The organism is Enterobacter dykesii, assembly GCF_008364625.2.
In the GTDB taxonomy this organism is placed as follows: domain Bacteria; phylum Pseudomonadota; class Gammaproteobacteria; order Enterobacterales; family Enterobacteriaceae; genus Enterobacter; species Enterobacter dykesii.
Genome location: NZ_CP126604.1, coordinates 3,250,748 through 3,276,734 on the forward strand (window position 1 = coordinate 3,250,748; position 25,987 = coordinate 3,276,734).

The window sequence follows — 25,987 nt, forward strand, 5'->3', positions numbered from 1 at the left end:
CGGGAGAGGGCTCTGCATCACAGGATTTGACCGAGAACCTGACGCAGATGGGCCCCGGAACCCAGCAGTCCTGGGTTGTCATGCACGATCAGATAAACCGGAATGTCCTGCACGTAGCTTCTGAAACGCCCTTTATCTTCAAACCCGCCGCGGAAGCCGGAGGCTTTAAAGAACTCCAGGAAGCGCGGCACAATTCCGCCCGCGATATAAACGCCTCCGAAGGTGCCCAGCGTCAGCGCCAGGTTGCCGCCAAAGCGTCCCATAATCACACAGAATAGCGACAGGGCACGACGGCAGTCAATGCAGCTGTCCGCCAGCGCGCGTTCGGTGACGTCTTTCGGCTGCAGGTTTTCCGGCAGACGACCGTCTGACTTCACAATCGCCCGATACAGGTTCACCAGCCCCGGACCTGAAAGGACGCGCTCGGCGGAGACGTGGCCGATCTCCGCGCGTAACTCTTCGAGGATAATGCCCTCTTCTTCACTGTTTGGCGCAAAGTCTACGTGGCCGCCTTCACCCGGCAGGCTTACCCAGCGCTGAGCAACGTGCACCAGATGCGACACGCCCAGACCGGTACCGGCCCCGTAGACCGCAATCGGCTTGCCTTCGACCGGTTCAGCGCCGCCAAACTGGATCAGATGCTCAGGCTTCAGCATCGGGATCGCCATGGACACCGCGGTGAAGTCATTGATGATTTCAAGATGCGCAAAGCCGAGGTTTTTTTTCATCTCGGCGATAGAGAATGCCCAGGTATGGTTGGTCATGGCAACCCAGTCGCCGGTTATCGGGCAGGCTATCGCGATGCAGCCGTCTTCAACGCTCACCTGATGCTCTTCCAGATAGACGCGGACAACGGCCTCAAGGCTTGGATAATCCAGTCCTGAGTAGGTTTTCGCCCGCGAAATCTCACCGCTATTAACATCGCACAATGCGAGGCGCGCGTTCGTGCCGCCCACATCACCTACCAAAGCATACTTTGTCATTCTTCTACTGCTCCGCTAAAGTCAGAATAAATCTTTGGGACACTGTAAATTCAAGGCGTGATAACAACAACGGCCATAAGGTGAATGCCCATGGATTATCGATCTTCGTCACAGAATAACTTTACCGTTTCAGCACCTTTTGCACTATTGCCATAAAGCTTAATGTGCAAAGTAACGTAATACCGTTTTGTACAAGGAAATCATCATGCTCCACCCGCGAGCCAGAACCATGCTGTTGCTGGCAATTCCGGCGCTAATTATTGGCGTGGCCTCAAGTCTGGTGCTCATTGTCGTGATGAAAGTCGCGTCGGTGCTGCAAGCCATGTTATGGACAGCGCTTCCGACAAAACTGGGCGTCAGCACTGATTCTCCTGCCTGGATCATTGTGATGCTGACGTTGACCGGTATTGCGGTAGGCCTGGTGATCCGTTTCAGTCCCGGCCATGCAGGGCCAGACCCGGCGCAGGAACCGCTGATTGGCGCCCCTGTTCCCCCTTCGGCACTGCCAGGGCTGCTCATTGCGTTGATTATCGGTCTGGCCGGCGGCGTCAGCCTGGGGCCGGAGCATCCGATTATGGCGGTGAATATTGGCCTGGCGGTTTTCCTCGGCTCACGGATTTTGCCCCGCGTCGGCGCGCTGGACTGGACCATCCTCGCCTCCGCAGGCACCATCGGTGCGCTTTTCGGCACGCCCGTCGCTGCCGCACTGATCTTTTCGCAGACGCTCAGCAGCAATAACGACGTCCCGCTGTGGGATAAGCTGTTTGCCCCGCTGATGGCCGCAGCCGCCGGGGCGTTGACGACCAGCCTGTTTTTCCATCCCCATTTTTCACTCTCCTTCCCCCACTACGGCCAAATGCAGATAGCCGATATTTTCAGCGGCGCAATCGTCGTCGCGATCGCCATCGCGCTGGGAATGGTGGCGGTATGGTGTCTTCCTCGCCTGCACCGGCTGATGCATAAACTCAAACACCCGGTGTTAGTTCTGGGAGCTGGTGGTTTGATCCTCGGTATCTTAGGGGCAATCGGCGGAACGGTGACATTGTTCAAAGGTCTGGACGAGATGCAGCAGTTGGCCTTCAGCCAGGTGTTTAGCGTGTCCGACTATCTGCTGTTTGCCGCGATCAAGCTGGCCGCGCTGGTGGTGGCGGCCGCCTGCGGTTTCCGCGGTGGACGCATCTTCCCGGCGGTCTTTGTCGGCGTAGCGCTAGGGCTGATGCTGCACGAACACGTCGATGCGGTGCCTGCGGCCATTACCGTCTCCTGCTCTATTCTGGGGCTGGTTCTGGTGGTCACGCGCGACGCCTGGCTCAGCCTGTTTATGGCGGCGGTCGTGGTACCCGATTCGACGCTTTTCCCCCTGCTATGCATCGTGATGTTGCCCGCCTGGCTCCTGCTGGCGGGCAAACCGATGATGATGGCCTGGCGAAACGACAAGTAATCAGGCGCTATTGCGCGCTTCCAGCGCTTTAGTAATCGCCCCCAGCAGCGGCGGGATATCGGCTTTCGGCAGCATCACCTCAATCAGCGAGAGCCGCTCGTGGTGCGCCACTTTCTCAAGTACATCCGCCAGTTGCTCAGCTTCACTGACCCGCCAGCACTGGGCCTGAGGATCAAGGCTCAGGGCCTGCGGGATTTGCGTCCAGTTCCATAGCGCAATGTCGTTATATCGCTGTTCCGGCCCGTGGATCGCTCTTTCCACCGTGTACCCTTCGTTGTTAAGGACCAGAATGATCGGGTGTTGTTTATCCCGCAGCATCGAGCCAAGCTCCTGTATGGTGAGCTGCGCCGCGCCATCTCCCGTCAGGACAATCACGCGCCGGTTCGGGCAGGCCGTTTGTGCGCCAAACGCCGCCGCCAGCGTATAGCCAATCGATCCCCACAGCGGCTGGACGATAAAATTCACGTCAGCCGGCAGACGAAGGTCGATCGCGCCGAAGGCCGAAGTGCCTTGATCCGCAAGGATGATGTCTCCCGGGCGGATAAACGTCTGCAACGTTTTCCAGAAATTCTCCTGCGTCAGCGAGCCATCCGGCTGCGGATATTCCATCGCGCTTTGAGACGACGGTGCCGGCATATCGTGCACGTGCTGTTTACAGAGCTCTACCAGCGTTTCGATTGCATGAAGCATGGGGATGCCGGTAAACCAGACGTCACCGACGCGTGAGGCATGAGGCTGAACTTCAATTGTTTGTGACGGGGTTAGCTGATGCGTGAAGCCGGCGGTCAGGGTATCGGTAAATCGCGTCCCGATGCACAGCACCGTGTCTGCCCCTTCAATCGCCTCTTTTACCGCATCGGCGCTCGCCGAACCGCTGTATGTGCCGTAAAAACCGGCGTGACGCTCGTCAAATATGCCTTTACCCATCAGCATAGTGGCGTGCGCCATCGGCACGTCCTTGACCCATTTCTGTAGGGCATGCTTCAGGCCGTGGCGCAGGACCAGGAAATCGGCCAGGAGCGCAGTACGCTTGCTCATGGTCAGCCTGTTCTCAGCGGCGTCCCGGAACGCTTTCAGGCAGGCGCTATCGGCATGCGCGTGTTTGAGAGTGAGAGCGTTTACAGGAGGCGTGGCGGCTTTTTTTGCCACATCGGCAGGCAGCATCAGATAGCCGGGGCGACGCTCCCGGAGCATGGTAGTTAATACCCGGTCAATCTCGTAACAGGCGTTTTGTTCAGTCAGAATCGCCTGTGCTGCGGTGATCGGCTCGCTCATATGATAAAAATGACGAAACTCACCGTCGCCCAGCGTATGGTGCAGCAACTCTCCTCTTTGCTGCGACGCCGTACCCGGCGCGCCTACAATATGCAGTACCGGAACGTGCTCAGCGTAGCTGCCCGCAATGCCGTTCATGGCGCTTAACTCCCCTACACCAAATGTCGTCAGCAGCGCAGCAAAGCCCTTACATCGGGCATATCCGTCCGCGGCATAAGAGGCGTTTAACTCGTTGGCACAGCCCACCCAACAGATATCCGGGCTGTCTATCACATGGTCGAGAAACTGCAGGTTATAGTCGCCCGGCACGCCAAACAGATGATCGGCTCCACAATCTGTAAGACGGTCCAGCAGGTAATCGGCGACGCAGTATGGGGTACGCATGAACAGGTATCCTTCTAATGTTGACCTCACCTTGAGTATTAAATAAGCGTGATGACTGTCCAGAATTGGCGATAAGAAGACCATGGAAAGAATGCTTTACAAAAAAGGCTGCGCTATGCTGCTTTTTTTTACGTTAATGTAAACGCATACACTGATTTTTTTCTTCAGCGCCAGAGGTTATGAGAATGGGGTATCAGCCGGACAAAAATCGTTATCGGACAATGGAGTATCGTCGCTGTGGGCGAAGCGGACTCAGGTTGCCCGCCATCTCGCTTGGGCTGTGGCATAACTTTGGCGACACCACGCTTATCGAAAACAGCCGTCAACTTTTACAGCGCGCGTTCGATCTGGGCATTACGCATTTCGACCTTGCCAACAACTATGGCCCGCCGCCGGGATCGGCCGAACGTAATTTCGGCCGTATTTTGCAGGAGGATTTCCTGCCCTGGCGCGACGAGCTGATCGTCTCTACCAAAGCAGGTTATACCATGTGGGAAGGCCCTTACGGCGACTGGGGGTCACGTAAATATCTGCTGGCAAGCCTCGATCAAAGCCTGAAGCGCATGGGGCTGGAGTACGTGGATATCTTCTATCATCACCGTCCTGACCCACAAACGCCGCTGCTGGAAACCATGAAAGCGCTTGACCATGCGGTGCGCCAGGGAAAAGCCCTGTATGTCGGGTTATCCAACTACCCTGCAGAACTGGCCCGCAAGGCGATTGATATCCTTGACGATCTCGGTACCCCCTGCCTGATCCACCAGCCGAAATACTCTATGTTTGAGCGTGCGCCGGAAGAGGGGCTGCTGAACGTGCTGCAGGAAAAAGGGGTCGGCTGCATTCCCTTCTCGCCGCTGGCTGGTGGACAACTGACCAACCGCTATCTCAACGGCATTCCGGCAGACTCACGCGCGGCAAGCGGCAGTCAGTTCCTGAACCCTGACCAGATCACCGAAGAGAAGCAAGAGAAGGTAAGAAAGCTGAATGCCATGGCGGAAGAGCGCGGTCAGAAGCTGTCCCAGATGGCGCTGGCCTGGGTATTACGCCATGAGAACGTGACGTCAGTGCTGATTGGGGCAAGTAAAACGGCCCAGATTGATGATGCCGTGGGGATGCTGGAAAACCGACATTTCTCTGCGGAAGAACTTGTCGGTATTGACACGATCCTGAACAGCTCAAAATAGAATCACTTTTAGCAAAAAGTGCTCCCACCCAAGAATTCGGAGTTGAGGCGATGAAACGAGGCTTTACCAACTCGTAATATTGCGTTAACAGGCCCCACAAGGGCCCCGATCGTGAAGGAGAAAGAGTATGTTCAGGTCACTGATTCTTGCAGCGGTATTACTGGCTTCAGCCCCGCTGGTCGCCAATGCGGGCGAAATCACCCTGTTGCCATCAGTAAAATTACAAATTGGCGATCGTGACGACTACGGCAGATACTGGGACGGTGGCTACTGGCGCGACCGTGACTACTGGAACCGTCACTATGAGTGGCGCGGAGACCGCTGGTGGAAACATGATAACGGCAGACACCGCGGCTGGTATAAAGACAACGCATACGAGCGCGGTTACCGTGAAGGCTGGAACGACCGTGACGACCGCCGCGGCGGCTGGGGTCGCGGGAAAGGTCATGGTCACGGCCATCACCACTAATAAAAAAGGAGCCATGGAGGCTCCTTTTTTTGTTAAAGACCCAGTGCGGTTCCCACCAACAACCACAGGTTCAGCGCAACGACCACCACCACGATGGCCCACCCGGTCCGTTTCACCAGCGTTGAGTTAACCAGTTCGCCCATCAGGTTTTTGTTGCTGGTAAAGATCAGCAGCGGCACCAGCGCCAGCGCGATACCAAAGCTCAGCAGCACCTGGCTCATAACCAGAATTCGCGTAGGATCGAGCCCCATCAGAATCACGATAAATGACGGCAGCATGGTAACGGAGCGACGAACCCACAGCGGAATATGGAAGCGGACAAACCCCTGCATCACCACCTGGCCTGCCAGCGTGCCCACCACCGTAGAAGAAAGACCGGCAGCCACCAGGCTGAGACCAAATATCGTGGCGGCAGCATGGCTCAGTAAGGGCTCAAGCGTGAGATAGGCCTGGTCGAGATCGGCAATACCGGTGTGGCCGTTAAAGTGGAAAGCGGCGGCAGCGGTAGCCATCATCGCCAGATTGACAAACCCCGCGATGGTCATGGCAATCGCCACGTCCCATTTGGTAGCGGAGTAACGCTCTTTGCGCGTTCCACCATGGAGATGCTGGGTCAGCGAGGAGTGAAGGTAAATCACATGCGGCATGATGGTCGCCCCCAGTACCCCAGCGGCCAGGAACACTGCTTCCGAGGTTGGCAGGCTTGGGATTGCCATTCCTTTAGCGAGCTGCGCCAGGTTCGGCTGTGAGAAAATCAGCTCGACAATATAGGCCGCCGCGACAAACAGCAGCAGACCGCCGATAACCTTCTCCAGCGGTTTTTGACCACGACGCTGCAGCATCAGGATCAGGAAAGTGGCAATCCCGGTCAGTACCGCCCCCTGCAACAGCGACACGCCCAGAATCAGTTTAAAGCCGATCGCTGCGCCGATAAATTCAGCGAGGTCTGTGGCCATGGCGATGATTTCCGCCTGAACCCAGTAGAGCCAGACGGCCGGACGCGGATAATGGTCGCGAATTTGCTCTGCCAGGTTTTTACCCGTGGCAATTCCCAGCTTTGCAGAGAGCATCTGAATCAGCATCGCCATCAGGTTAGCCCAGACGACCACCCAAAGCAGCTTATAGCCGAAGCTGGCCCCGGCCTGAATATTGGTCGCAAAGTTACCTGGATCGATATAGCCAATGGCAGCGATGAACGCAGGTCCCATTAATGCGAACCGCAACTTGCGCGCGGCTCTGCCACTGCTACCCTCTACGCGACTGTTTGTCATTTCTGCCTCTGAAATATAGCCTTTGCTATGTTTAATGCTATCAAAATGAGAATGATTATCAAGATCATTTATGATGTTTACAGTGATTTCTCTGATAGCTTTGAACGATAGACGGGCGGGTAAGTGGGCGTTCAAACAGAAACTGAATTGCGCGCGCTTTTGTGAAGACTAGCACACAAACTTAACTTTTCACTCATTTACCTAACATAACAAAAATGTATTGTGGATCACTATTTTTGAGACTCGTCACAGGATGTAACTATAGTGTGTCCTCGATCTCGTTTTCTTTTCGCTTGTTACATAGAATGTGCACGAAAATTAAACCTGCCTCATATTTGGAGCAAATATGGACCGCGTCCTTCATTTTGTCCTGGCACTTGTTGTCGTTACTGCACTTGCATTGCTGGTCAGCACAGACCGCAAAAAGATTCGTATCCGTTATGTTGTCCAGCTGCTGGTCATTGAAGTATTACTTGCGTGGTTCTTCCTGAACTCCAACGTAGGCCTCGGCTTCGTGAAAGGCTTCTCCGAAATGTTTGAAAAACTGCTCGGATTCGCCAATGAAGGGACCAACTTTGTCTTCGGTAAAATGAACGACGAAGGCCTGGCGTTCTTCTTCCTGAAGGTTCTTTGCCCTATCGTCTTCATCTCCGCGCTGATCGGTATTCTGCAGCACATCCGCGTTCTGCCGTTCGTTATTCGTGGAATTGGTTTCCTGTTGTCCAAAGTGAACGGCATGGGCAAGCTGGAATCCTTCAACGCCGTCAGTTCCCTGATCCTCGGTCAGTCTGAGAACTTCATCGCGTATAAAGATATTCTCGGCAAAATGTCCCGCAACCGCATGTACACCATGGCGGCAACCGCAATGTCTACCGTTTCCATGTCTATCGTGGGCGCGTATATGACCATGCTGGAGCCAAAGTATGTTGTTGCGGCGCTGGTTCTGAACATGTTCAGCACCTTTATCGTTCTGTCGCTGATCAACCCGTACCGCGTTGATGCCAGCGAAGAGAACATCCAGATGTCTAACCTGCACGAAGGCCAGAGCTTCTTCGAAATGCTGGGTGAGTACATTCTGGCCGGTTTCAAAGTGGCGATTATCGTTGCCGCCATGCTGATCGGCTTCATTGCGCTGATTTCTGCGCTGAACGCCCTGTTCGCAGCGGTGCTGGGTATCTCCTTCCAGGGTATTCTGGGCTACATCTTCTACCCGGTTGCCTGGGTGATGGGTGTTCCGGCTCACGAAGCGCTGCAGGTGGGCAGTATCATGGCAACCAAACTGGTTTCTAACGAATTCGTTGCGATGATGGATCTGCAGAAAATTGCCAGCACGCTTTCTCCGCGCGCGGAAGGCATTCTGTCCGTGTTCCTGGTCTCCTTCGCGAACTTCTCGTCCATCGGGATTATCGCGGGCGCGATTAAAGGTCTGAACGAAGAACAAGGCAACGTGGTTTCTCGCTTTGGCCTGAAGCTGGTTTACGGCTCTACGCTGGTGAGCGTCCTGTCTGCTTCTATCGCGGCACTGGTGCTCTAACCTATAGCGTTAAACAAAAACCGGGAGCCTGGCTCCCGGTTTTTTTATGCCCGCAATTCTTCGAGCGGCTTGGGTTTGCCTATCAGGTAGCCCTGCAGATAATCCACGCCGAAACGAAGCAGCATCTCCCGCTGCGCCGGTGTTTCGACGTATTCCGCTACGACGCACAGCGATTTCGTCTTCGCCAGATTACACATCGACTGCACGATCATCGCATCCATATCATCAGTACAAATGTCTTTAATAAAGCAGCCGTCAATTTTAATGATGTCCGCCTGCAGGCGTCTGAGGCGCTCGTAGTTGGCGTAGCCGGTACCAAAATCATCAATGGCAATCCGGAAACCGTAATCCCGCAGCTGCTGAATATTGTGGATGCTGCAGCCTGAATTTGAGAAGGCCTGCTCTTCGGTAATCTCAATCACGACAGACTGAGGCGCAACGCCGTAGCGTTCAAAGAGCGCGCAAATCTCGGTCGCCACCTCTTTTTGCATCAGCGTGAGCGGCATCAGATTGACGGAGAAACGGGCGCCAGCCTGCGTTGAAGGGTGATCGCGCAGCCACAGCAGTAATTTCTCCATGACGCACATATCAAACCGGTGGCTGAGGTTGAACTGGGCAATCAACGGAATAAAGCGGTCTGGAGTGAAGATCTCGCCCTCGCTCTCCATACGCGCCAGAATTTCGTAGTAGCCGCTCCCGTCCGCCTTCTGGATCGGTTGCGCGTACAAATGGAACTGGCCCGCCTCCAGAGCATGCTTAATCCGCGCCAGCATCAGGACTCGCTCTGTCGTTTGCCCTGATGCCGCCTCGAGGCTATTCGTGAGCGCAAGCACGTTGTTTGTTGTTCCGCAGGATTGCTCGGCCAGCCAGCTCAGTTGCCCCAGCGTGTGGTGCAACTTTTCGCCGTTTTCCACCATTCCCCAGGACGCGCCAAATTCAATATCCAGCCCGGTGTTGTTCCAGAAAATCTTACGGCTGTTCAGCCGATCAACCATATGCTGAAGGCGCTCAGCGGTTCCCGGGCCCAGTAATACCAGCACAAGCTCGCTTCCAGGGAGCTGGAAGAGCGTCTCATCTTTTTGCAGGAGAGGCTGCAGCGACGTGGCGATCGTGCGTTTGCAGTGTACCCGCATCAGGATCCCATAGTGGCGACTCAAAAATTCCAGGTTATCCATACGCAGAATGCTCACTTTTGCATCCGGGTGAATCTCCAGATAATCTTCAAGCGCACGAATATTGGGCAATCCGGTCAGCGGATCGGTGAGCGCCCTCCCCTGCCAGCCCCGCTTAAGCCACTCGCTGCGCTGGTAAATGCGCGACATGTAAAGCAGACAGATCGCGAACGAGATAAGCACGGACAGAATAAAAGAGAGCGAATGGCCCGATTCCACCCCGTTAAGGAAGTTGTAGTTGTAGGTCAACAGCAGGAGCGCAGATACAGCCCAGAGCAGAGAAATCAACGCATAGGTCAGTCGGCTTATCGCTAAGGTAAAAAGAATAAAAATCAGCGGCATCAAATAGCCCGCAATGACGGGAGATTCAAAAGGACCACATAAAATGATGAGAATGAAACTTAAAAGCACCAGCCAGGCAAAAATATATAATGAATTCTTGTGAAAAAACACGGGCTTCACGCTTCGTCGCCAGAAGCTCATTGCATAACGAGGATTAATTATCATTCTTAACGGGTAATAGAACATCATGGTAAAAATCAATGCTGCACATATCAGGCTTTGTATATCCACAACGTTATAAATTACCGTTCCTTCGCCGAAAAATGTCGAAATTGTCACCGGAAAATCAAACAAATAGCCTGCCAAATACATTGAGAGCTTAATCCCTATTGGCACCATAAAACCGAGCCAGAATATCCGTAATCCGATGTGCTTGTTAGGGATGCAGTAACGCCAACGCTTACCCAGCATGATACGCAGAAGGCCGCACGCCGCGAACAACGCAAAGGTCTGACAGAACAGTAATACTAAATATTGTAGCGGTGCTAAATTTACATAGAATAAATTAGTGACAGTAAAACCTAACAAAATGGGAAGAATAGCCCTGCGTCCAAATAGCAGGATTACCGCCAGCATCACGCTTAAAGGTAACCATGCTAAATAAACGTCGTGACCATTAACAATTGCGCGGGGAGAGAGATAACGGGAGACAGGTACCGCAATCAGGCATAAAGCCAGAGCAATCATAAATATCTTTACATTATTGTAAGCTTTTCTATTCATTAACCTGGGCGTTATTTTCCGAGAGAATTATTGACCGGATGGATAATAGGTTTATTAATTGCGCGAATCAAGTTCAAGTCTATTTTTAGACTGGTTAATTGATGCCGATTGAGGTGAGGTACGGGAATACCTTCTTTTTGATAACAAAATGCAGGAGAGTGTGTTACAAACACATAAAAAAAACCCTCGTCTTTCGACGAGGGTTTACAATTTTGGTGGAGCTAAGCGGGATCGAACCGCTGACCTCTTGCATGCCATGCAAGCGCTCTCCCAGCTGAGCTATAGCCCCACATGTGACTTTACTGACCGCACTCTGTTGGGTTCAGAGTTTGGTGGAGCTAAGCGGGATCGAACCGCTGACCTCTTGCATGCCATGCAAGCGCTCTCCCAGCTGAGCTATAGCCCCATCGTAAAGCTGTCATGTTGACGGGCGGCATAATATGAATTCCGCCGCGGAGTGTCAACGGCAAAATCAATCCCAGCCATTCAATCGCCGAAAATTCATGCAAATGAATCACTTTGCGAGCCTGCTCGCAGTCAGGAGTTAAGCCTGTCACGTTTTCACGTAAAACGGTGCTATAAAATGAGCCGTTAATTAACCCCACTGATATTCAGGAAATTGCATGATCAAGGAACGAATGACGCCAGAAGAGTTAGCCCTTCTCACTGGCTATAGCCGCCAGACCATCAATAAATGGGTACGCAAAGAGGGTTGGATTACATCACCAAAACCAGGCGTCCAGGGCGGGAAAGCTCGCCTGGTACATGTGAACGAAAAAGTCCGTGACTTTATCCGCAGCGCACGTCGGGCAAGTGAAACGTCCGAACTGCCTGAAGGCGTCGGTCATGACCGTTCGCTTCACACGCTGCTCCTGACGCTGGCCAATGAAATGACGCCAGAAGAGCAGAAGCAGATGACATCGCTGTTATTACGGGAAGGGATCACCGGCTTGTTGCAACGTTTAGGGATACGCGATCGGGACTGATATGAAAAGATTACGCAGCAAAATGACCACGGAAGAGCTGGCGGAGAGTTTGGGCGTTGCCAGACAAACGGTTAATCGCTGGATACGCCAGCAGGGGTGGAAAACTGAAGGGCTCAACGGCGTGAAAGGCGGTCGCGCGCGGCTCATTCATGTCGATGCGCGCGTGAAGGAACATATTATGAGCCTCCCGGCGATCCGTAACCGTCAGGCGGTTTACCATCTCGCTGAAGTCACCGCGTCATACAGTGAACCCTCTTCAAACCTGTCTCCGGGCATTATTGAGACGCTGGAGAGTATGACTGCGTCAGAGCAGAAGCGTCTGGACGCGTTATTGAAACGAGAAGGCATTGACGGTTTTCTTACGCGGCTCGGCATCGCGGAAAAAGAGGCATAAAAAAACGGCAGGATAACCTGCCGTTTTTTATCTGGGGCCTAATTACTGCTGATTTTCACGTTCAGCGATAAAGTCCAGCGCCTTGTTAATGCGCGCCACGCTGCGTGACTTGCCGATCGCGTGAACCGTCACATCCAGCGCCGGAGACTGCCCCGCCCCGGTCACCGCAACGCGCAGTGGCATGCCGACTTTACCCATACCGACTTCCAGCTCGTCTGCCGTCGCCTGAATCGCTTGATGCACATTCTCAGCGGTCCACTCGGTAAGGGCCGCCAGCTTGTCGCGCACCACTTCCAGCGGCTGACGCGCAACCGGACGGAGGTGTTTCTTCGCGGCGTCCGCGTCGAACTCTTCAAACTCTTCATAGAAGTAGCGGCAGCTTTCGGCAATCTCTTTCAGCGTTTTGCAGCGCTCGCCGAGGAGTTTCACCAGGTCCGCCAGCTCAGGGCCAGTGCGGGTATCAATATTTGCCTGCTCAATATGCCACTGCAGATACGTCGCCACATATTCTGGCTGCATGGTGTTAATGTAATGATGGTTCAGCCACAGGAGCTTGTCGGTATTAAAGGCGCTCGCTGATTTGCTAACAGAGCTCAGAGAGAACAGTTCGATCATCTCTTCGCGGCTGAAGATCTCCTGGTCACCGTGGGCCCAGCCCAGACGCACCAGATAGTTCAGCAGCGCTTCCGGCAGGTAACCGTCGTCGCGATACTGCATAACGCTTACCGCACCGTGACGTTTAGACAGTTTTTTCCCGTCATCGCCGTTGATCATGGAAACGTGCGCATAAACTGGCACAGGGGCGTTCAGCGCCTTCAGGATGTTGATCTGACGCGGCGTATTGTTGATATGGTCTTCACCACGGACAACGTGGGTAATTTCCATATCCCAGTCGTCAACCACAACGCAGAAGTTATAGGTTGGGGAACCGTCGGTACGACGGATGATCAGATCGTCCAGCTCCTGGTTGCTGAATTCAATTGGGCCACGGATCTGGTCGTCAAAGATCACCGATCCCTCTTGCGGGTTAGCAAAACGCACCACGCAAGGCTCATCTGCAGCATGCTCGCTATGGTCGTGTCGGCAGCGGCCGTCATAACGCGGCTTTTCACCGTTCGCCATCTGCGCTTCACGCAGTTCATCCAGACGCTCTTTAGAGCAGTAGCACTTATACGCCGTGCCCGCGACCAGCATCTCATCAATGACAGCGTTATAGCGGTCAAAGCGTTTGGTCTGGAAATAAGGACCTTCATCCCATTCCAGATTCAGCCAGTTCATCCCATCCATAATGGCTTCAATTGCTTCTGGCGTGGAGCGCTCAAGATCGGTGTCTTCAATACGCAGCACGAACTCACCTTTGTTGTGACGTGCGAAAAGCCAGGAATAGAGAGCGGTACGTGCACCACCGACGTGCAGATAGCCTGTCGGGCTCGGCGCGAAGCGAGTTTTGATTTTCATGAAATGGCCTTACGTTATAAAGATGCCGGCAATCGGCAAATCCTGGGGAAAAAACGATGGGCAACATTCTATCACTGTGGGGGGATTCCTCAATGTTGATCCCTTTATCGTGACCGAGTTTGCGATTTTTGTTTAGAAATCATGCGCCATTGCCCGTTTCGCGATCGTTTTGTTTAATTTTACGACGAACGAATAAAAACTTTAGAAAATGCGTTGACTCATTTTCAACTCTCCCTATAATGCGACTCCACACAGCGGGGGTGATTAGCTCAGTTGGTAGAGCATCTCCTTTACACGGAGGGGGTCGGCGGTTCGAGCCCGTCATCACCCACCATCTACTTCGGTAGACTCGCAGTGTAGATAAGAATTGAGATTGGGCGATTAGCTCAGTTGGTAGAGCATCTCCTTTACACGGAGGGGGTCGGCGGTTCGAGCCCGTCATCGCCCACCATTCTCACCTTATCGCAGCAGTTCCGAAATGGGCGATTAGCTCAGTTGGTAGAGCATCTCCTTTACACGGAGGGGGTCGGCGGTTCGAGCCCGTCATCGCCCACCATTTCGGGTCGTTAGCTCAGTTGGTAGAGCAGTTGACTTTTAATCAATTGGTCGCAGGTTCGAATCCTGCACGACCCACCAATGTAAAAAAGCGCCCTAAAGGCGCTTTTTTGCTATCTGCAGTTTGTCTACTTTCGCCTTCCAGTACACTTTTACCGCATCAATAATACTGATTATGTATAGATGTAACTCCCTGCCAGATATGGCAGTTTTGCTCAAGCTAATCCCGTTGGTGTCGATACCTCTGTTTTATAACGCGAGGAAATACTATGACGACCATTCAGGCTTCAACCCAAATGATTCAAACCAGCAGCGGTGGGAGTGGTGCTTCTGGCAGCAACGACATCGCTTCCCAGATCAGCAGTATTATTGACAAGATCAATAAGCTGACTCAGCAGCTAAAAGAACTGGCGAACAACACCGGCAGCGCTGATGAGAAGAAGAAGCAGCAGGAGCTTATTCAGACCCAGATCAAAGTGCTGCAGGCGCAGCTCGCCGCGCTGCAGCGCCAGCAGGCCGAAGAGGCCCAGAAGAAGCAGGATCTAAATCTGGGCAAGGTCGAAGGTGTGAATAACCCGTCAGACGATCATCAGATCGATATCTACATCTAATCGTCTGATGCATTAAACAGTGGGTCGCGTATGCGGGCCTCGGTTAATCGCTGTGCCTGGATGCGCACCACTTCCCAGATGGCCTGCGCCGCCCCCGAGAGTGAACGATTTTTTCGCCGCACCAGCATCAGCTTTCGCTCAACAACGGGCGTTAATCGCCTGACGGCCAGTCGACTCCCCTGCGGCAGGGGAAGCGCCAGGGCGGGCAACACGCTGATGCCAATCCCTGCTTCCACCATGGGAAACAGCGTTGCCGGGTGCCCAATCTCCTGCACGATCGTTGCCTTTACGCCCTGATTCACCAGCGCGGAATCAATCAGCGGACGGCTGCCCGAGGCATAATCCTGTAAAACCAGGTTCGCGCCGGTCAGGGACTGCCAGCTGACTTCCGGCAACGTGGCCAGCGGGTCGTCGTCACGGCAGAGCAGCAAGAATGGCTCGGAAAGTACGCTTTCGCACGCCAGATCGCTCGCCTGGCCGGGATCGATAACAATACCAAAATCCGCATCGCCCTGGCGGATGCTCTCCAGCACCCACTGCTGCGGCCTGTCATGCAGGACAAAATCAATGTCCGGGTAGCGATGATTTCCCTCGGCAATACACTGCGGGATAAGGTGCGCTGATATCGTCTGGCTGGCCGCGACGCGCACGGTCCCCGAAAGCTGCTGCCCCAGCCTCCCCACGTCTCTGAGCGTGCTGTTCAGCTCATCCAGCAATCGTTCAAGACGCAGGGCGAGCTGCTGCCCCGCTTCGGTCAGTACCACTTCACGCGTGGTGCGGTCAAGCAACTTCACCCCGGTCTGATTCTCCAGCTCTTTCACGCTGTGGCTGACCGCCGACTGGCTCAGGCCAATCGTCTCCCCTGCCCGGCTAAAGCTGCGGGCGTGGGCGACGGTGACGAAAATACGAAGCTGGCGTAAGGAGTAATTCATCTGTTTTATTCATGAATGGATGCAATAAATCAATTTTATTTCTCAAATGGAAAAAAGCACAATAGCGACATCTGTTTTCAGGAGTCATTATGAAACTATTTCGTATTGTTGATCCGTTTACGCTCACCCTGGTGGTTACCGTTTTACTGGCCTCGTTCTTCCCCGCCCGCGGGGGCTTTGTCCCGTTTTTTGAAGGGCTGACGACGGCCGCCATCGCGCTGCTGTTCTTTATGCATGGCGCAAAGCTCTCGCGCGAAGCGATTATTGCCGGCGGTAGCCACTGGCGGCTGCATCTCTGGGTGATGTGCAGCACGTTCATTCTGTTCCCAATCCTCGGAGTGCTGTTTGCCTGGTGGGCGCCGGTTAACGTCGACCCGGCGCTCTACACCGGTTTCCTGTATCTCTGTATTCTGCCGGCTACCGTACAGTCCGCCATTGCCTTTACCTCTCTCGCTGGAGGGAACGTTGCGGCCGCGGTCTGCTCGGCATCGGCATCCAGCCTGCTTGGAATTTTCGTTTCCCCGCTGCTGGTGGGCCTGCTGATGAACATGCACGGCGCGGAAGGCAATCTCGAGCAGGTTGGAAAAATCTGCCTGCAGCTGCTGCTCCCGTTTGTCCTGGGGCATCTATCCCGTCCATGGACCGGGGCGTTCGTGGCGAAGCACAAAAAATGGATCTCCAAAACCGACCAGTCATCAATTCTGCTGGTGGTCTATTCCGCCTTCAGCGAAGCGGTCGTGAACGGGATCTGGCATAAGGTAGGCGCAGGCTCGCTGCTGTTTATCGTGGTAGTCAGCCTCGTCCTGTTGGCGATTGTGATTGCGGTAAACGTCTTTGTGGCACGCAGGTGCGGCTTCAGCAAAGCGGATGAAATCACCATTGTCTTCTGCGGTTCGAAGAAAAGCCTGGCGAACGGTATCCCGATGGCCAATATTCTGTTCCCGACCTCGGTGATTGGGATGATGGTGCTGCCGCTGATGATTTTCCACCAGATCCAGCTGATGGTCTGCGCGGTGCTGGCGCGTCGCTACAAGCGCCAGACCGAAAAGCTGGCGCAGGAAGAGACCCGCGCCGCGAAGGCTTAAGGACGTTTCAGGGGCTGAACCAGCTGGGTCAGCCCCTCGGTTTTGATCAGTAACGTGATAGCCATCAGCTCGCCCAGTCGCCCTGCCGGGAATTCATCCTTGCGGGCAAACCACAGCAGATACTCCTCCGGCAAATCAATCAGCCTGCGGCCCTTGTATTTACCGAACGGCATCTCCGTATTGGCAATCTCAACGAGCTGTTCTTTCTCCACGTTACTCTCCTAACAGACGCATCATTTCCGCTTCGTCGATAACATCAATGCCGAGCTCCTGGGCTTTCGCCAGCTTAGAGCCCGCCGCTTCCCCGGCGATCACCAGGTCGGTTTTCTTCGACACGCTGCCCGCCACTTTGGCCCCCAGCGCCACCAGGCGCGCTTTCGCATCGTCGCGTGAAAGCTGGCTCAGGCTGCCGGTCAGGACCACCGTTTTACCGGCGAACGGGCTGTCGATCTCTTCGGCGTTAACCACCACCGGCGCGGGCCACTTGATGCCCTCTTCCAGCAGCTTGCCGATGACTTCACGGTTGCTCTCTTCGGCGAAGAAGTTAAAGACGTGCGTGGCGACTACAATGCCAACGTCAGGGACTTTCTGCAGCTCGTCGATGCTTGCCTTTTCCAGCGCCTCCAGCGTACCAAAGTACGCCGCCAGGCCCGCCGCCGTCGCCTCACCCACTTCACGAATGCCCAGCGCATACAGGAAGCGGGCAAAGGTCGTCTCTTTGGCGGCTTCCAGCGCGTTAACCACATTCTGGGCTGACTTTGGCCCCATGCGATCCAGGCCGGTCAGTTTACCTGCCGTCAGTCTGAAGAGATCCGCTGGCGTGTGGACATACTCTTTCTCAACCAGCTGATCGATAATCTTGTCGCCCATGCCGTCGACGTCCATCGCCCGACGGGAGACGAAATGCTTCAGCGATTCTTTACGCTGCGCACCACAGATTAAGCCCCCCGTACAGCGCGCCACCGCTTCACCTTCCACACGCTCAACGTCGGAGCCGCACACCGGGCAGTGGGTCGGGAAGACGATCTCGCGCGTATCGGCAGGACGTTCTGACTCCACGACGTTAACCACCTGCGGGATAACGTCGCCCGCCCGGCGAATCACCACTTTGTCACCAATACGCAAGCCCAGACGTTCGATTTCATCGGCGTTATGCAGCGTGGCGTTACTCACCAGCACGCCCGCAACCTGCACGGGCTCCAGACGGGCGACCGGGGTAATCGCCCCCGTACGGCCAACCTGGAACTCCACATCGCGAACGAAGGTCATCTGCTCCTGAGCAGGGAACTTAAACGCCACCGCCCAGCGCGGCGCGCGAGCAACAAAGCCCAGCTGCTCCTGCAGCGCCAGTGAATTCACCTTGATGACGACGCCATCTATATCAAAACCGAGCGTAGGACGGTCCTCTTCCACCTTGTGGTAGAACGCCAGCACCGCTTCCGGCGAGTCGCAGAGCTGAACGCGGTTGCTCACCGGCAGGCCCCACGCTTTAAACTGCAGCAGACGTCCCAGGTGCGTATCCGGCAGCTCGCCGCCCTCCAGAATACCGACGCCGTAGCAGAAGAAAGTAAGCGGTCGCTTCGCTGTAATACGCGGGTCAAGCTGGCGCAGAGAGCCTGCCGCCGCATTACGCGGGTTAGCAAACACCTTACCGCCCGTGCGACGCGCCTCTTCGTTAATTTTCTCGAAGCCCGCCTGGGGCAGGAACACCTCGCCGCGCACTTCCAGACGCGCGGGAATGTTGTCACCCTGCAGCTTCAGCGGGATCGCACGGATGGTACGCACGTTGGTAGTGATGTCTTCGCCCGTCGTACCGTCGCCACGCGTTGCGGCACGCACCAGCACGCCGTTTTCATAGAGAAGGCTGACCGCCAGGCCATCCAGCTTGAGCTCGCAGCACCAGGTGAGGGAGTCGCTGCTTTTTAGGCGATCCTGCACGCGCTTGTTAAACGCGAGGAAGCTCTCTTCATCGAAGACGTTATCCAGCGACAGCATCGGCACCTCATGGCGCACCTGGCTGAAAGCGCCCAGCGGCTCAGCGCCGACGCGCTGGGTGGGGGAATCCGGCGTGATAAGCTCCGGATGCTGCGCCTCTAGTTCGCGCAGCTCGCGCATCAGGCGGTCATATTCGGCATCCGGGACTTCCGGCGCGTCCATAACATGATAGAGATATTCATGATGGCGAAGCGTGGTTCGCAGTTCAGTGAGTTGTTGTTCGATTGAGTCCATATCGCACCATCAATGAGAAAAAACCCCCGACAGGCGGGGGTTGAGGAGGAGTTGAAGTAAGCGCGACTATTACGCGTTAGCTTCCTTAACTTCGCGGATGCGGTCCTGATACTCGCGCAGCTTCTGCGGAGTCATCATTCGACGCTGATCGTCGAGCACCACGCCACCGACTTCGTCAGCGATGTGCTGAGCGGACTGCAGCATCAGCTTAAAGTTTTGCAGTTCGTCGCCGTAAGAAGGCACCTGCATAAAGATAGTGACGCCCGGGGTCACGAAATCACCGGTCATTTCCGGATCAAAGGTGCCAGGGTTAACCATGTTGGCCAGGCTGAACAGCGCCGGACCGCTACCGTCAGGGCTCAGATGGCGATGGAAAATGTTCATATCGCCAAACTTGAATCCTGCCTGTTGAATACTGTTGAGCAGCACGTCACCGTTGAGATGGCTGCCGTGATGCGCGGCCACGTTCATGATGATCACCGCTTCTTTACGCTGCGGTTTTTCAACAACCGGCTCTGGCTCTACAACGGGCTCAGGCTCAACGTGCGGGGCCGGAGCAGGCTGAGGCGCAGGCTGTACGTGAACAGGCTGCTGCGGTTGTTGTACCGGCTGAGCAGGCTGTTGCGGCACGGGCTGCTGCACCGGTTGCTGTTGAACCGGCTGTGGCGCTGCAGGCTGCTGATAAACAGGCTGTTGCGGCGGCTGGCGCACCGGCTCTTCCACTGGCTGCGGCGCTGGCTGGCGCGGCTGTGCAGAAGCATACGGCGGTTGATACTGGTGCTGCGAAGGACGAGGCGCTTCATGCTCCCCATGGCCTGCGCCGGGCGCAGTATTGACCCGATGAACACGAACTTCACCCACGCCGTCGTCGTCGCTGCCGTCGATGTCATCTTCACTGTCATCGTCGTCACGACTGGACTTCATGCGCTTCAGTGGGCGATCGCGAAACATCGAGGAACGCTCTTTACGGCTGGTCCAGAAACCATGTACCAGTAAAGCGATTATGGCGATCGCGCCAACAATGATTAATATCAGACGCAAATCCTGCATCATTATATTCTCTGTTGTTCTAACACCTTGCCACCACGGCAAACATTTACTCACTAAGAGTATTTGCCGTTTACGTCAAGTGCAAGTGTGTGCAGAGCATTCACAGCATAAAGATGAAGGAAATCGTGCTTTTTGCTGGTTTTTCGAACATTTCCGAACTGGTCATTGCTCCGTAAGTGGATAATATAGGCGGGCAATTCCACTGGTTGTGTAAAAAGGAGTACAACCTGGCTATGGTTTCAACATCTTCTTCTCCCCCGCGCAGCGGCGTCTGGTATTTTTCTCAGGGCTGGAAACTGGTCTCCCTGCCGGGGATTCGACGCTTCGTCATTCTGCCGCTGTTGATCAACATTATTCTGATGGGCGGCGCGTTCTGGTGGCTGTTCACAAAGCTGGAGAGCTGGATCCCGTCGCTGATGAGTTACGTGCCGGACTGGCTGCAGTGGCTTAACTACCTGCTCTGGCCGGTAGCGGTGATCTCCGTGCTGCTGGTGTTTGGGTACTTCTTTTCGACGATTGCCAACTGGATAGCCGCACCTTTTAACGGTCTGCTGGCGGAACAGCTTGAAGCGCGGCTTACCGGCGCGACGCCGCCGGACACGGGCGTGCTGGGGATCATGAAAGACCTGCCACGCATCATGAAGCGCGAGTGGCAGAAGTTTGCCTGGTACCTGCCCCGCGCGGTCGTGCTGCTTATCCTCTATTTTGTGCCAGGCATTGGCCAGACGATGGCGCCGGTGCTGTGGTTCCTGTTCAGCGCCTGGATGCTGGCTATTCAATACTGCGATTATCCGTTCGATAACCACAAGGTGCCGTTTAAAGAGATGCGCACCGCCCTGCGCAGCCAGAAGGTCGCCAATATGCAGTTTGGCGCACTGACCAGCCTGTTCACCATGATTCCCTTCCTGAATCTGTTCATCATGCCCGTCGCCGTCTGCGGCGCGACGGCGATGTGGGTCGACTGCTACCGTGCTAAGCACGCATTATGGAAATAATGCAAAAATGTGTAAAGCAGGGGTGGCTTATGCCGCCCCTTATTCCATACTGTTCCCCATTATTTCCTTGCAGTATATAGATATGCGAATTCCTTACTTCCCCCTACCTGCTTAGCAGGTATGCTGGGTCGGTATCCCAATTTCATACAGTTAAGGACAGGCCATGAGTAAGATTTATGAAGACAACTCGCTGACTATCGGTCATACGCCCCTGGTTCGACTGAACCGTATCGGTAATGGACGCATTCTGGCGAAGGTCGAATCACGTAACCCGAGCTTCAGCGTAAAATGCCGTATCGGTGCAAACATGATTTGGGATGCTGAAAAACGTGGCGTACTGAAGCCTGGCGTTGAGCTGGTGGAACCGACCAGCGGTAATACCGGTATCGCTCTGGCCTATGTGGCTGCCGCGCGTGGCTACAAGCTGACGCTGACCATGCCAGAAACCATGAGCATCGAGCGTCGTAAGCTGCTCAAAGCGCTGGGCGCGAACCTGGTGCTGACCGAAGGCGCGAAGGGCATGAAGGGCGCCATTCAGAAAGCTGAAGAGATTGTGGCCAGCGATCCGGCGAAATATCTGCTGCTGCAGCAGTTCAGCAACCCGGCTAACCCGGAAATTCACGAGAAGACCACCGGTCCGGAAATCTGGGAAGATACCGACGGCCAGGTTGACGTATTTATCTCCGGCGTGGGTACCGGCGGTACGCTGACCGGCGTGTCACGCTATATTAAAGGCACAAAAGGTAAAAAAGACCTGATCACCGTTGCCGTTGAGCCAACAGACTCTCCGGTTATCACCCAGGCACTGGCGGGTGAAGAGCTTAAACCAGGCCCGCATAAAATTCAGGGTATTGGCGCAGGCTTCATTCCGGGCAACCTGGATCTGAAGCTGATCGATAAAGTGGTGACCATCACTAACGAAGAAGCCATCTCTACCGCACGTCGCCTGATGGATGAAGAAGGCATTCTGGCGGGTATTTCTTCCGGTGCGGCCGTTGCGGCAGCGCTCAAGCTTCAGGAAGATGAAGCCTTTACCAACAAGAATATTGTGGTTATCCTTCCTTCTTCGGGCGAGCGTTACCTGAGCACCGCACTGTTTGCCGATCTGTTTACCGAAAAAGAACTGCAACAGTAGTGCCAGCATGTTAATAACGCGTAAAAAAGCACCTTTTCAGGTGCTTTTTTGTGGCCTGCTTCAAACTTTTGCCCCTCCTGGCATTGCTTCACCCCGTTGGGTCTGGTATTTAAACCAGCAATTATTTTGATGCGTGAAATTAATCGGTGAATGAAATAGCCTTGCTGAATCGATTTTATGATTTGGTTCAAGTCTTGCTTTCGCTGCATAATGTTTAATGACGATCGAAACGTCAGCGCTAACAATACAGGCTAAAGTTCAGTCGCCAGGCTAGACTTTAGTTCCACAACACTAAACCTATAAGTTGGGGAAATACAATGTTCCAGCAAGAAGTTACCATTACCGCTCCGAACGGTCTGCACACCCGCCCTGCTGCTCAGTTTGTTAAAGAAGCAAAAGGCTTCACTTCTGAAATCACTGTGACTTCCAACGGCAAAAGCGCGAGCGCAAAAAGCCTGTTCAAACTGCAGACTCTGGGCCTGACTCAGGGCACCGTTGTCACCATCTCTGCAGAAGGTGAAGACGAGCAGAAAGCAGTTGAGCATCTGGTAAAACTGATGGCTGAGCTCGAGTAAGTTTCCGGGTTCTTTTAAATATCAGTCACAAGTAAGGTAGGGTTATGATTTCAGGCATTTTAGCATCCCCGGGTATCGCTTTCGGCAAAGCACTGCTGCTGAAAGAAGACGAGATCGTCATCGACCGGAAAAAAATTTCTGCCGACAAGGTTGATCAGGAAGTTGAACGTTTTCTGAGCGGTCGTGCCAAGGCATCTGCGCAACTGGAAGCAATCAAAACTAAAGCTGGCGAAACTTTCGGTGAAGAAAAAGAAGCCATCTTCGAAGGGCACATCATGCTGCTCGAAGATGAGGAGCTGGAGCAGGAAATCATAGCCCTGATTAAAGATAAAGGCATGACGGCCGACGCGGCTGCGCATGAAGTTATCGAAGGTCAGGCAACTGCCCTGGAAGAACTGGATGATGAATACCTGAAAGAGCGTGCGGCTGACGTACGTGACATCGGTAAGCGCCTACTGCGCAACATCCTGGGTCTGGCCATTATCGACCTGAGCGCGATTCAGGATGAAGTCATCCTGGTTGCCGCTGACCTCACCCCGTCTGAAACCGCACAGCTGAACCTGAAAAAGGTCCTCGGTTTCATCACCGACGCGGGTGGCCGTACCTCCCACACCTCTATCATGGCGCGCTCTCTGGAACTGCCTGCCATCGTGGGTACCGGTAGCGTCACCTCTCAGGTGAAAAACGGCGACTATCTGATTCTGGATGCCGTAAACAATCTGGTTTACGTCAATCCAACCAATGAAGAGATCGATAAACTGCGCGCGGTTCAGGAGCAGGTTGCGACTGAAAAAGCGGAACTCGCTAAGCTGAAAGACCTGCCAGCCATCACCCTGGACGGCCATCAGGTAGAAGTGTGCGCAAACATCGGTACCGTCCGCGACGTTGATGGCGCTGAGCGCAACGGTGCGGAAGGCGTCGGTCTCTATCGTACAGAATTCCTGTTCATGGACCGCGACGCGCTGCCAACGGAAGAAGAGCAGTTTGCTGCCTATAAAGCCGTGGCTGAAGCCTGTGGCTCTCAGGCGGTTATCGTCCGTACCATGGACATCGGTGGCGACAAAGAGCTGCCGTACATGAACTTCCCGAAAGAAGAGAACCCGTTCCTGGGCTGGCGTGCAATCCGTATCGCGATGGATCGTAAAGAGATCCTGCGTGACCAGGTTCGCGCGATCCTGCGTGCCTCTGCGTTCGGTAAACTGCGCATCATGTTCCCGATGATCATCTCTGTTGAAGAAGTGCGTGCACTGAAGAAAGAGATCGAAATCTACAAACAGGAACTGCGCGACGAAGGTAAAGCGTTTGACGAGTCAATCGAGATCGGCGTGATGGTGGAAACACCTGCGGCGGCGACCATTGCGCGTCATTTAGCCAAAGAAGTTGATTTCTTTAGTATCGGTACCAATGATTTAACGCAGTACACCCTGGCAGTTGACCGTGGTAATGATATGATTTCACATCTCTACCAACCAATGTCACCGTCCGTACTGAACTTGATCAAGCAAGTTATTGATGCTTCTCATGCAGAAGGTAAATGGACTGGCATGTGTGGTGAGCTTGCAGGCGACGAACGTGCTACACTTCTGTTGCTGGGTATGGGTCTGGACGAATTCTCTATGAGCGCCATTTCCATCCCGCGCATTAAGAAGATTATCCGTAACACGAACTTCGAAGATGCGAAGGTGTTAGCAGAGCAGGCTCTTGCTCAACCGACAACGGACGAGTTAATGACGCTGGTTAACAAGTTCATTGAAGAAAAAACAATCTGCTAATCCACGAGATGCGGCCCAAATTACTGCTTAGGAGAAGATCATGGGTTTGTTCGATAAACTGAAATCTCTGGTTTCTGATGATAAGAAAGACTCCGGAACTATTGAGATTGTTGCTCCGCTCTCCGGCGAGATCGTCAACATCGAAGACGTGCCGGATGTAGTGTTTGCTGAGAAAATCGTTGGTGATGGCATTGCTATCAAACCAACTGGCAACAAAATGGTTGCTCCAGTTGACGGCACCATCGGTAAAATTTTTGAAACCAACCATGCGTTCTCTATCGAATCTGATAGCGGTATCGAACTGTTCGTTCACTTCGGTATCGACACCGTTGAACTGAAAGGCGAAGGCTTCAAACGTATCGCGGAAGAAGGCCAGCGTGTTAAAGTTGGCGACCCGGTAATTGAATTCGATCTGCCACTGCTGGAAGAAAAAGCCAAGTCTACCCTGACGCCGGTTGTTATCTCCAACATGGACGAAATCAAAGAACTGATCAAACTGTCTGGCAGCGTCACCGTGGGTGAAACCCCGGTTATCCGCATCAAGAAGTAATTCTTGCCGCACAGAAAAATGGCGCCTTCGGGCGCCATTTTTGTTTATGCGGGGAGGATAAGCTCGTCATACCCTTTCGACTGGGTATAAAGCATCACGTCGGTCACCCGATCGCCGGCCATGCGAATGGCATCAGCAACGGTTTTCCCCTCAACAATTCCGCTCACCAGCTCTGAACAGAACAGGTCGCCCGTCCCTTTCAGATCGGTTTCTACGCGCGGATGCGCGCTGACGGTCACGCCTTCATTCGTCACCAGCACCACGTGGATGTTTTCCGGGTCATCGGCGACCGGCGCACTGGTGATCGCCACCCATTTCAGGCTGTCGGAGAGCAGTCCCTGCGCCGCATCGATGGCGCTTTCCGGCGTACGGCACGGTTTGCCGCTTAACACTTCCAGCTCATAGACGTTTGGCGTAATCCCCTGCGCCAGCGGCAGCAGATGCTCCCGATACGCCTGCGGGATCTCAGGCTTCACGTACATACCGCTGTCGATATCGCCGATAACCGGGTCGACCAGCACCAGCAGGTCAGGATGCTGCACTTTGACCGCCTTCAGCCATTGAGCCAGCAGGACGATCTGGCTGGCGCTGCCCATATAGCCGGTAGTCACCGCCTTAAGCTCGCGCAGGATCTCGCGCTCTTCCAGCGCCTTAAGATAACCGCTGAACCACTCGTCGGGGATCACGCCGCCGTAGAAGGTGTCATAGTGTGGCGTGTTGCTAAACAGCACCGTCGGCACGGCGGTGACGTTCAGCCTGTGGGTACGAATATTCGGTACCGCAATGCTGTTCCCCACGCTGCCGTACACCACCTGCGACTGCACCGCCACAATGTCGGTTTGCTGCGCCCGGGTGTTATCCCGGAATAAAATCATCTCCATG

At 54.3% G+C, this 25,987-nt stretch carries 23 protein-coding genes and 6 tRNA genes; 17 read left to right on the forward strand and 12 right to left on the reverse strand.

What is annotated here, in order from left to right; translation table 11 throughout:
• Positions 1-17: 17 nt before the first annotated feature.
• Complete coding sequence (glk, locus tag F0320_RS15455; RefSeq protein WP_126329882.1) at positions 18-983, reverse strand: glucokinase; 966 nt, start codon at positions 981-983, stop codon at positions 18-20.
• Between the two features lie 205 nt (positions 984-1,188).
• Here glk and F0320_RS15460 point away from each other — a divergent pair, with 205 nt between their 5' ends.
• Positions 1,189-2,424, forward strand: a complete 1,236-nt coding sequence (locus F0320_RS15460; RefSeq protein WP_126329884.1) for an ion channel protein — start codon at positions 1,189-1,191, stop codon at positions 2,422-2,424.
• On the opposite strand, the gene ipdC is transcribed toward F0320_RS15460, so the two are convergent.
• Positions 2,425-4,083 carry an indolepyruvate decarboxylase gene (gene ipdC / locus F0320_RS15465; protein WP_126329886.1) on the reverse strand — a complete coding sequence of 553 codons (1,659 nt, stop codon included), beginning with the start codon at positions 4,081-4,083 and terminating at the stop codon, positions 2,425-2,427.
• 185 nt (positions 4,084-4,268) lie between these two features.
• Between ipdC and mgrA the strand changes: the two genes are divergently transcribed.
• Together mgrA and F0320_RS15475 are read left to right on the forward strand one after the other, a co-directional pair.
• Positions 4,269-5,267, forward strand: coding sequence for an L-glyceraldehyde 3-phosphate reductase (mgrA, locus tag F0320_RS15470; RefSeq protein ID WP_126329888.1), 999 nt, complete (start codon positions 4,269-4,271; stop codon positions 5,265-5,267).
• Between the two features lie 127 nt (positions 5,268-5,394).
• Complete coding sequence (locus F0320_RS15475; RefSeq protein WP_047652620.1) at positions 5,395-5,736, forward strand: DUF2502 domain-containing protein; 342 nt, start codon at positions 5,395-5,397, stop codon at positions 5,734-5,736.
• 32 nt (positions 5,737-5,768) lie between these two features.
• On the opposite strand, the gene F0320_RS15480 is transcribed toward F0320_RS15475, so the two are convergent.
• Positions 5,769-7,007, reverse strand: a complete 1,239-nt coding sequence (locus tag F0320_RS15480; RefSeq protein ID WP_047652621.1) for an Nramp family divalent metal transporter — start codon at positions 7,005-7,007, stop codon at positions 5,769-5,771.
• 346 nt (positions 7,008-7,353) lie between these two features.
• On the opposite strand from F0320_RS15480, the gene F0320_RS15485 reads away from it, so the two are divergent.
• Positions 7,354-8,541 (forward strand): NupC/NupG family nucleoside CNT transporter, encoded by a 1,188-nt coding sequence (locus F0320_RS15485; protein WP_008501591.1) that lies wholly within the window; start codon positions 7,354-7,356, stop codon positions 8,539-8,541.
• Positions 8,542-8,585: 44 nt separating this feature from the next.
• On the opposite strand, the gene F0320_RS15490 is transcribed toward F0320_RS15485, so the two are convergent.
• From F0320_RS15490 to F0320_RS15500, 3 genes are all read right to left on the reverse strand, one after another.
• Complete coding sequence (locus tag F0320_RS15490) at positions 8,586-10,778, reverse strand: sensor domain-containing phosphodiesterase (protein ID WP_032667903.1); 2,193 nt, start codon at positions 10,776-10,778, stop codon at positions 8,586-8,588.
• A gap of 213 nt (positions 10,779-10,991) precedes the next feature.
• Positions 10,992-11,067, reverse strand: a tRNA-Ala gene (locus F0320_RS15495).
• Positions 11,068-11,108: 41 nt separating this feature from the next.
• A tRNA-Ala gene (locus F0320_RS15500) sits at positions 11,109-11,184 on the reverse strand.
• A gap of 217 nt (positions 11,185-11,401) precedes the next feature.
• Here F0320_RS15500 and F0320_RS15505 point away from each other — a divergent pair.
• Both F0320_RS15505 and F0320_RS15510 read left to right on the forward strand, forming a co-directional pair.
• Positions 11,402-11,764: a YfeC-like transcriptional regulator gene (locus tag F0320_RS15505; RefSeq protein WP_126329890.1), complete on the forward strand. Its 363-nt coding sequence runs from the start codon at positions 11,402-11,404 to the stop codon at positions 11,762-11,764.
• 1 nt (position 11,765) lies between these two features.
• Entirely contained in the window at positions 11,766-12,158 is a 393-nt protein-coding gene (locus F0320_RS15510; RefSeq protein WP_126329892.1) for a YfeC-like transcriptional regulator, read from the forward strand.
• A 42-nt stretch (positions 12,159-12,200) separates the two neighbouring features.
• On the opposite strand, the gene gltX is transcribed toward F0320_RS15510, so the two are convergent.
• The gene (gene gltX / locus F0320_RS15515) at positions 12,201-13,616 is read right to left on the reverse strand and encodes a glutamate--tRNA ligase (RefSeq protein ID WP_126329894.1); all 1,416 of its coding nucleotides are present in this window, start codon (positions 13,614-13,616) and stop codon (positions 12,201-12,203) included.
• 258 nt (positions 13,617-13,874) lie between these two features.
• On the opposite strand from gltX, the gene F0320_RS15520 reads away from it, so the two are divergent.
• The 5 genes from F0320_RS15520 to F0320_RS15540 all read left to right on the forward strand — a co-directional run bounded on the left by F0320_RS15520 (position 13,875) and on the right by F0320_RS15540 (position 14,782).
• Positions 13,875-13,950 (forward strand) — tRNA-Val (locus F0320_RS15520).
• 41 nt (positions 13,951-13,991) lie between these two features.
• Positions 13,992-14,067: transfer RNA gene (locus F0320_RS15525), tRNA-Val, on the forward strand.
• A gap of 29 nt (positions 14,068-14,096) precedes the next feature.
• Positions 14,097-14,172 (forward strand) — tRNA-Val (locus tag F0320_RS15530).
• A 4-nt stretch (positions 14,173-14,176) separates the two neighbouring features.
• Positions 14,177-14,252, forward strand: a tRNA-Lys gene (locus tag F0320_RS15535).
• A 188-nt stretch (positions 14,253-14,440) separates the two neighbouring features.
• Positions 14,441-14,782 carry a FlxA-like family protein gene (locus tag F0320_RS15540; RefSeq protein WP_047652626.1) on the forward strand — a complete coding sequence of 114 codons (342 nt, stop codon included), beginning with the start codon at positions 14,441-14,443 and terminating at the stop codon, positions 14,780-14,782.
• On the opposite strand, the gene F0320_RS15545 is transcribed toward F0320_RS15540, so the two are convergent.
• Entirely contained in the window at positions 14,779-15,714 is a 936-nt protein-coding gene (locus F0320_RS15545) for a LysR family transcriptional regulator (protein ID WP_126329898.1), read from the reverse strand. The genes F0320_RS15540 and F0320_RS15545 overlap by 4 nt on opposite strands.
• Before the next feature lie 89 nt (positions 15,715-15,803).
• On the opposite strand from F0320_RS15545, the gene F0320_RS15550 reads away from it, so the two are divergent.
• Positions 15,804-16,799 carry a bile acid:sodium symporter family protein gene (locus tag F0320_RS15550; protein WP_047060698.1) on the forward strand — a complete coding sequence of 332 codons (996 nt, stop codon included), beginning with the start codon at positions 15,804-15,806 and terminating at the stop codon, positions 16,797-16,799.
• Here F0320_RS15550 and F0320_RS15555 read toward each other — a convergent pair.
• From F0320_RS15555 to zipA, 3 genes are all read right to left on the reverse strand, one after another.
• Positions 16,796-17,011 carry a DUF3820 family protein gene (locus F0320_RS15555; RefSeq protein WP_003861328.1) on the reverse strand — a complete coding sequence of 72 codons (216 nt, stop codon included), beginning with the start codon at positions 17,009-17,011 and terminating at the stop codon, positions 16,796-16,798. The two genes, F0320_RS15550 and F0320_RS15555, sit on opposite strands and share 4 nt — an antisense overlap.
• Before the next feature lies 1 nt (position 17,012).
• Positions 17,013-19,028 carry an NAD-dependent DNA ligase LigA gene (ligA, locus tag F0320_RS15560; protein WP_126329900.1) on the reverse strand — a complete coding sequence of 672 codons (2,016 nt, stop codon included), beginning with the start codon at positions 19,026-19,028 and terminating at the stop codon, positions 17,013-17,015.
• A gap of 69 nt (positions 19,029-19,097) precedes the next feature.
• Positions 19,098-20,081 carry a cell division protein ZipA gene (zipA, locus tag F0320_RS15565; RefSeq protein ID WP_047652629.1) on the reverse strand — a complete coding sequence of 328 codons (984 nt, stop codon included), beginning with the start codon at positions 20,079-20,081 and terminating at the stop codon, positions 19,098-19,100.
• 230 nt (positions 20,082-20,311) lie between these two features.
• Between zipA and cysZ the strand changes: the two genes are divergently transcribed.
• From cysZ to crr, 5 genes are all read left to right on the forward strand, one after another.
• Positions 20,312-21,073, forward strand: coding sequence for a sulfate transporter CysZ (gene cysZ / locus F0320_RS15570; RefSeq protein WP_126329902.1), 762 nt, complete (start codon positions 20,312-20,314; stop codon positions 21,071-21,073).
• Positions 21,074-21,236: 163 nt separating this feature from the next.
• Positions 21,237-22,208: a cysteine synthase A gene (gene cysK / locus F0320_RS15575; protein WP_014884739.1), complete on the forward strand. Its 972-nt coding sequence runs from the start codon at positions 21,237-21,239 to the stop codon at positions 22,206-22,208.
• Positions 22,209-22,525: 317 nt separating this feature from the next.
• Positions 22,526-22,783, forward strand: coding sequence for a phosphocarrier protein Hpr (gene ptsH / locus F0320_RS15580; RefSeq protein WP_000487600.1), 258 nt, complete (start codon positions 22,526-22,528; stop codon positions 22,781-22,783).
• A gap of 44 nt (positions 22,784-22,827) precedes the next feature.
• On the forward strand, positions 22,828-24,555 hold the full coding sequence (gene ptsI, locus F0320_RS15585; RefSeq protein ID WP_023332954.1) for a phosphoenolpyruvate-protein phosphotransferase PtsI: 1,728 nt from the start codon (positions 22,828-22,830) through the stop codon (positions 24,553-24,555).
• 40 nt (positions 24,556-24,595) lie between these two features.
• The gene (crr, locus tag F0320_RS15590) at positions 24,596-25,105 is read left to right on the forward strand and encodes a PTS glucose transporter subunit IIA (protein ID WP_003861316.1); all 510 of its coding nucleotides are present in this window, start codon (positions 24,596-24,598) and stop codon (positions 25,103-25,105) included.
• A gap of 44 nt (positions 25,106-25,149) precedes the next feature.
• Here crr and pdxK read toward each other — a convergent pair whose 3' ends face one another.
• Positions 25,150-25,986 carry a pyridoxine/pyridoxal/pyridoxamine kinase gene (gene pdxK, locus F0320_RS15595; protein ID WP_126329904.1) on the reverse strand — a complete coding sequence of 279 codons (837 nt, stop codon included), beginning with the start codon at positions 25,984-25,986 and terminating at the stop codon, positions 25,150-25,152.
• Position 25,987: the final 1 nt, after the last annotated feature.

Excerpts from the sequence above, each read along its gene's own strand:
- glk (WP_126329882.1), bottom strand. The coding sequence starts at position 983 with ATGACAAAGTATGCTTTGGTAGGTGATGTGGGCGGCACGAACGCGCGC.
- F0320_RS15460 (WP_126329884.1), top strand. The coding sequence starts at position 1,189 with ATGCTCCACCCGCGAGCCAGAACCATGCTGTTGCTGGCAATTCCGGCG.
- ipdC (WP_126329886.1), bottom strand. The coding sequence starts at position 4,083 with ATGCGTACCCCATACTGCGTCGCCGATTACCTGCTGGACCGTCTTACA.
- mgrA (WP_126329888.1), top strand. The coding sequence starts at position 4,269 with ATGGGGTATCAGCCGGACAAAAATCGTTATCGGACAATGGAGTATCGT.
- F0320_RS15475 (WP_047652620.1), top strand. The coding sequence starts at position 5,395 with ATGTTCAGGTCACTGATTCTTGCAGCGGTATTACTGGCTTCAGCCCCG.
- F0320_RS15480 (WP_047652621.1), bottom strand. The coding sequence starts at position 7,007 with ATGACAAACAGTCGCGTAGAGGGTAGCAGTGGCAGAGCCGCGCGCAAG.
- F0320_RS15485 (WP_008501591.1), top strand. The coding sequence starts at position 7,354 with ATGGACCGCGTCCTTCATTTTGTCCTGGCACTTGTTGTCGTTACTGCA.
- F0320_RS15490 (WP_032667903.1), bottom strand. The coding sequence starts at position 10,778 with ATGAATAGAAAAGCTTACAATAATGTAAAGATATTTATGATTGCTCTG.
- F0320_RS15505 (WP_126329890.1), top strand. The coding sequence starts at position 11,402 with ATGATCAAGGAACGAATGACGCCAGAAGAGTTAGCCCTTCTCACTGGC.
- F0320_RS15510 (WP_126329892.1), top strand. The coding sequence starts at position 11,766 with ATGAAAAGATTACGCAGCAAAATGACCACGGAAGAGCTGGCGGAGAGT.
- gltX (WP_126329894.1), bottom strand. The coding sequence starts at position 13,616 with ATGAAAATCAAAACTCGCTTCGCGCCGAGCCCGACAGGCTATCTGCAC.
- F0320_RS15540 (WP_047652626.1), top strand. The coding sequence starts at position 14,441 with ATGACGACCATTCAGGCTTCAACCCAAATGATTCAAACCAGCAGCGGT.
- F0320_RS15545 (WP_126329898.1), bottom strand. The coding sequence starts at position 15,714 with ATGAATTACTCCTTACGCCAGCTTCGTATTTTCGTCACCGTCGCCCAC.
- F0320_RS15550 (WP_047060698.1), top strand. The coding sequence starts at position 15,804 with ATGAAACTATTTCGTATTGTTGATCCGTTTACGCTCACCCTGGTGGTT.
- ligA (WP_126329900.1), bottom strand. The coding sequence starts at position 19,028 with ATGGACTCAATCGAACAACAACTCACTGAACTGCGAACCACGCTTCGC.
- zipA (WP_047652629.1), bottom strand. The coding sequence starts at position 20,081 with ATGATGCAGGATTTGCGTCTGATATTAATCATTGTTGGCGCGATCGCC.
- cysZ (WP_126329902.1), top strand. The coding sequence starts at position 20,312 with ATGGTTTCAACATCTTCTTCTCCCCCGCGCAGCGGCGTCTGGTATTTT.
- cysK (WP_014884739.1), top strand. The coding sequence starts at position 21,237 with ATGAGTAAGATTTATGAAGACAACTCGCTGACTATCGGTCATACGCCC.
- ptsH (WP_000487600.1), top strand. The coding sequence starts at position 22,526 with ATGTTCCAGCAAGAAGTTACCATTACCGCTCCGAACGGTCTGCACACC.
- ptsI (WP_023332954.1), top strand. The coding sequence starts at position 22,828 with ATGATTTCAGGCATTTTAGCATCCCCGGGTATCGCTTTCGGCAAAGCA.
- crr (WP_003861316.1), top strand. The coding sequence starts at position 24,596 with ATGGGTTTGTTCGATAAACTGAAATCTCTGGTTTCTGATGATAAGAAA.
- pdxK (WP_126329904.1), bottom strand. The coding sequence starts at position 25,986 with ATGGAGATGATTTTATTCCGGGATAACACCCGGGCGCAGCAAACCGAC.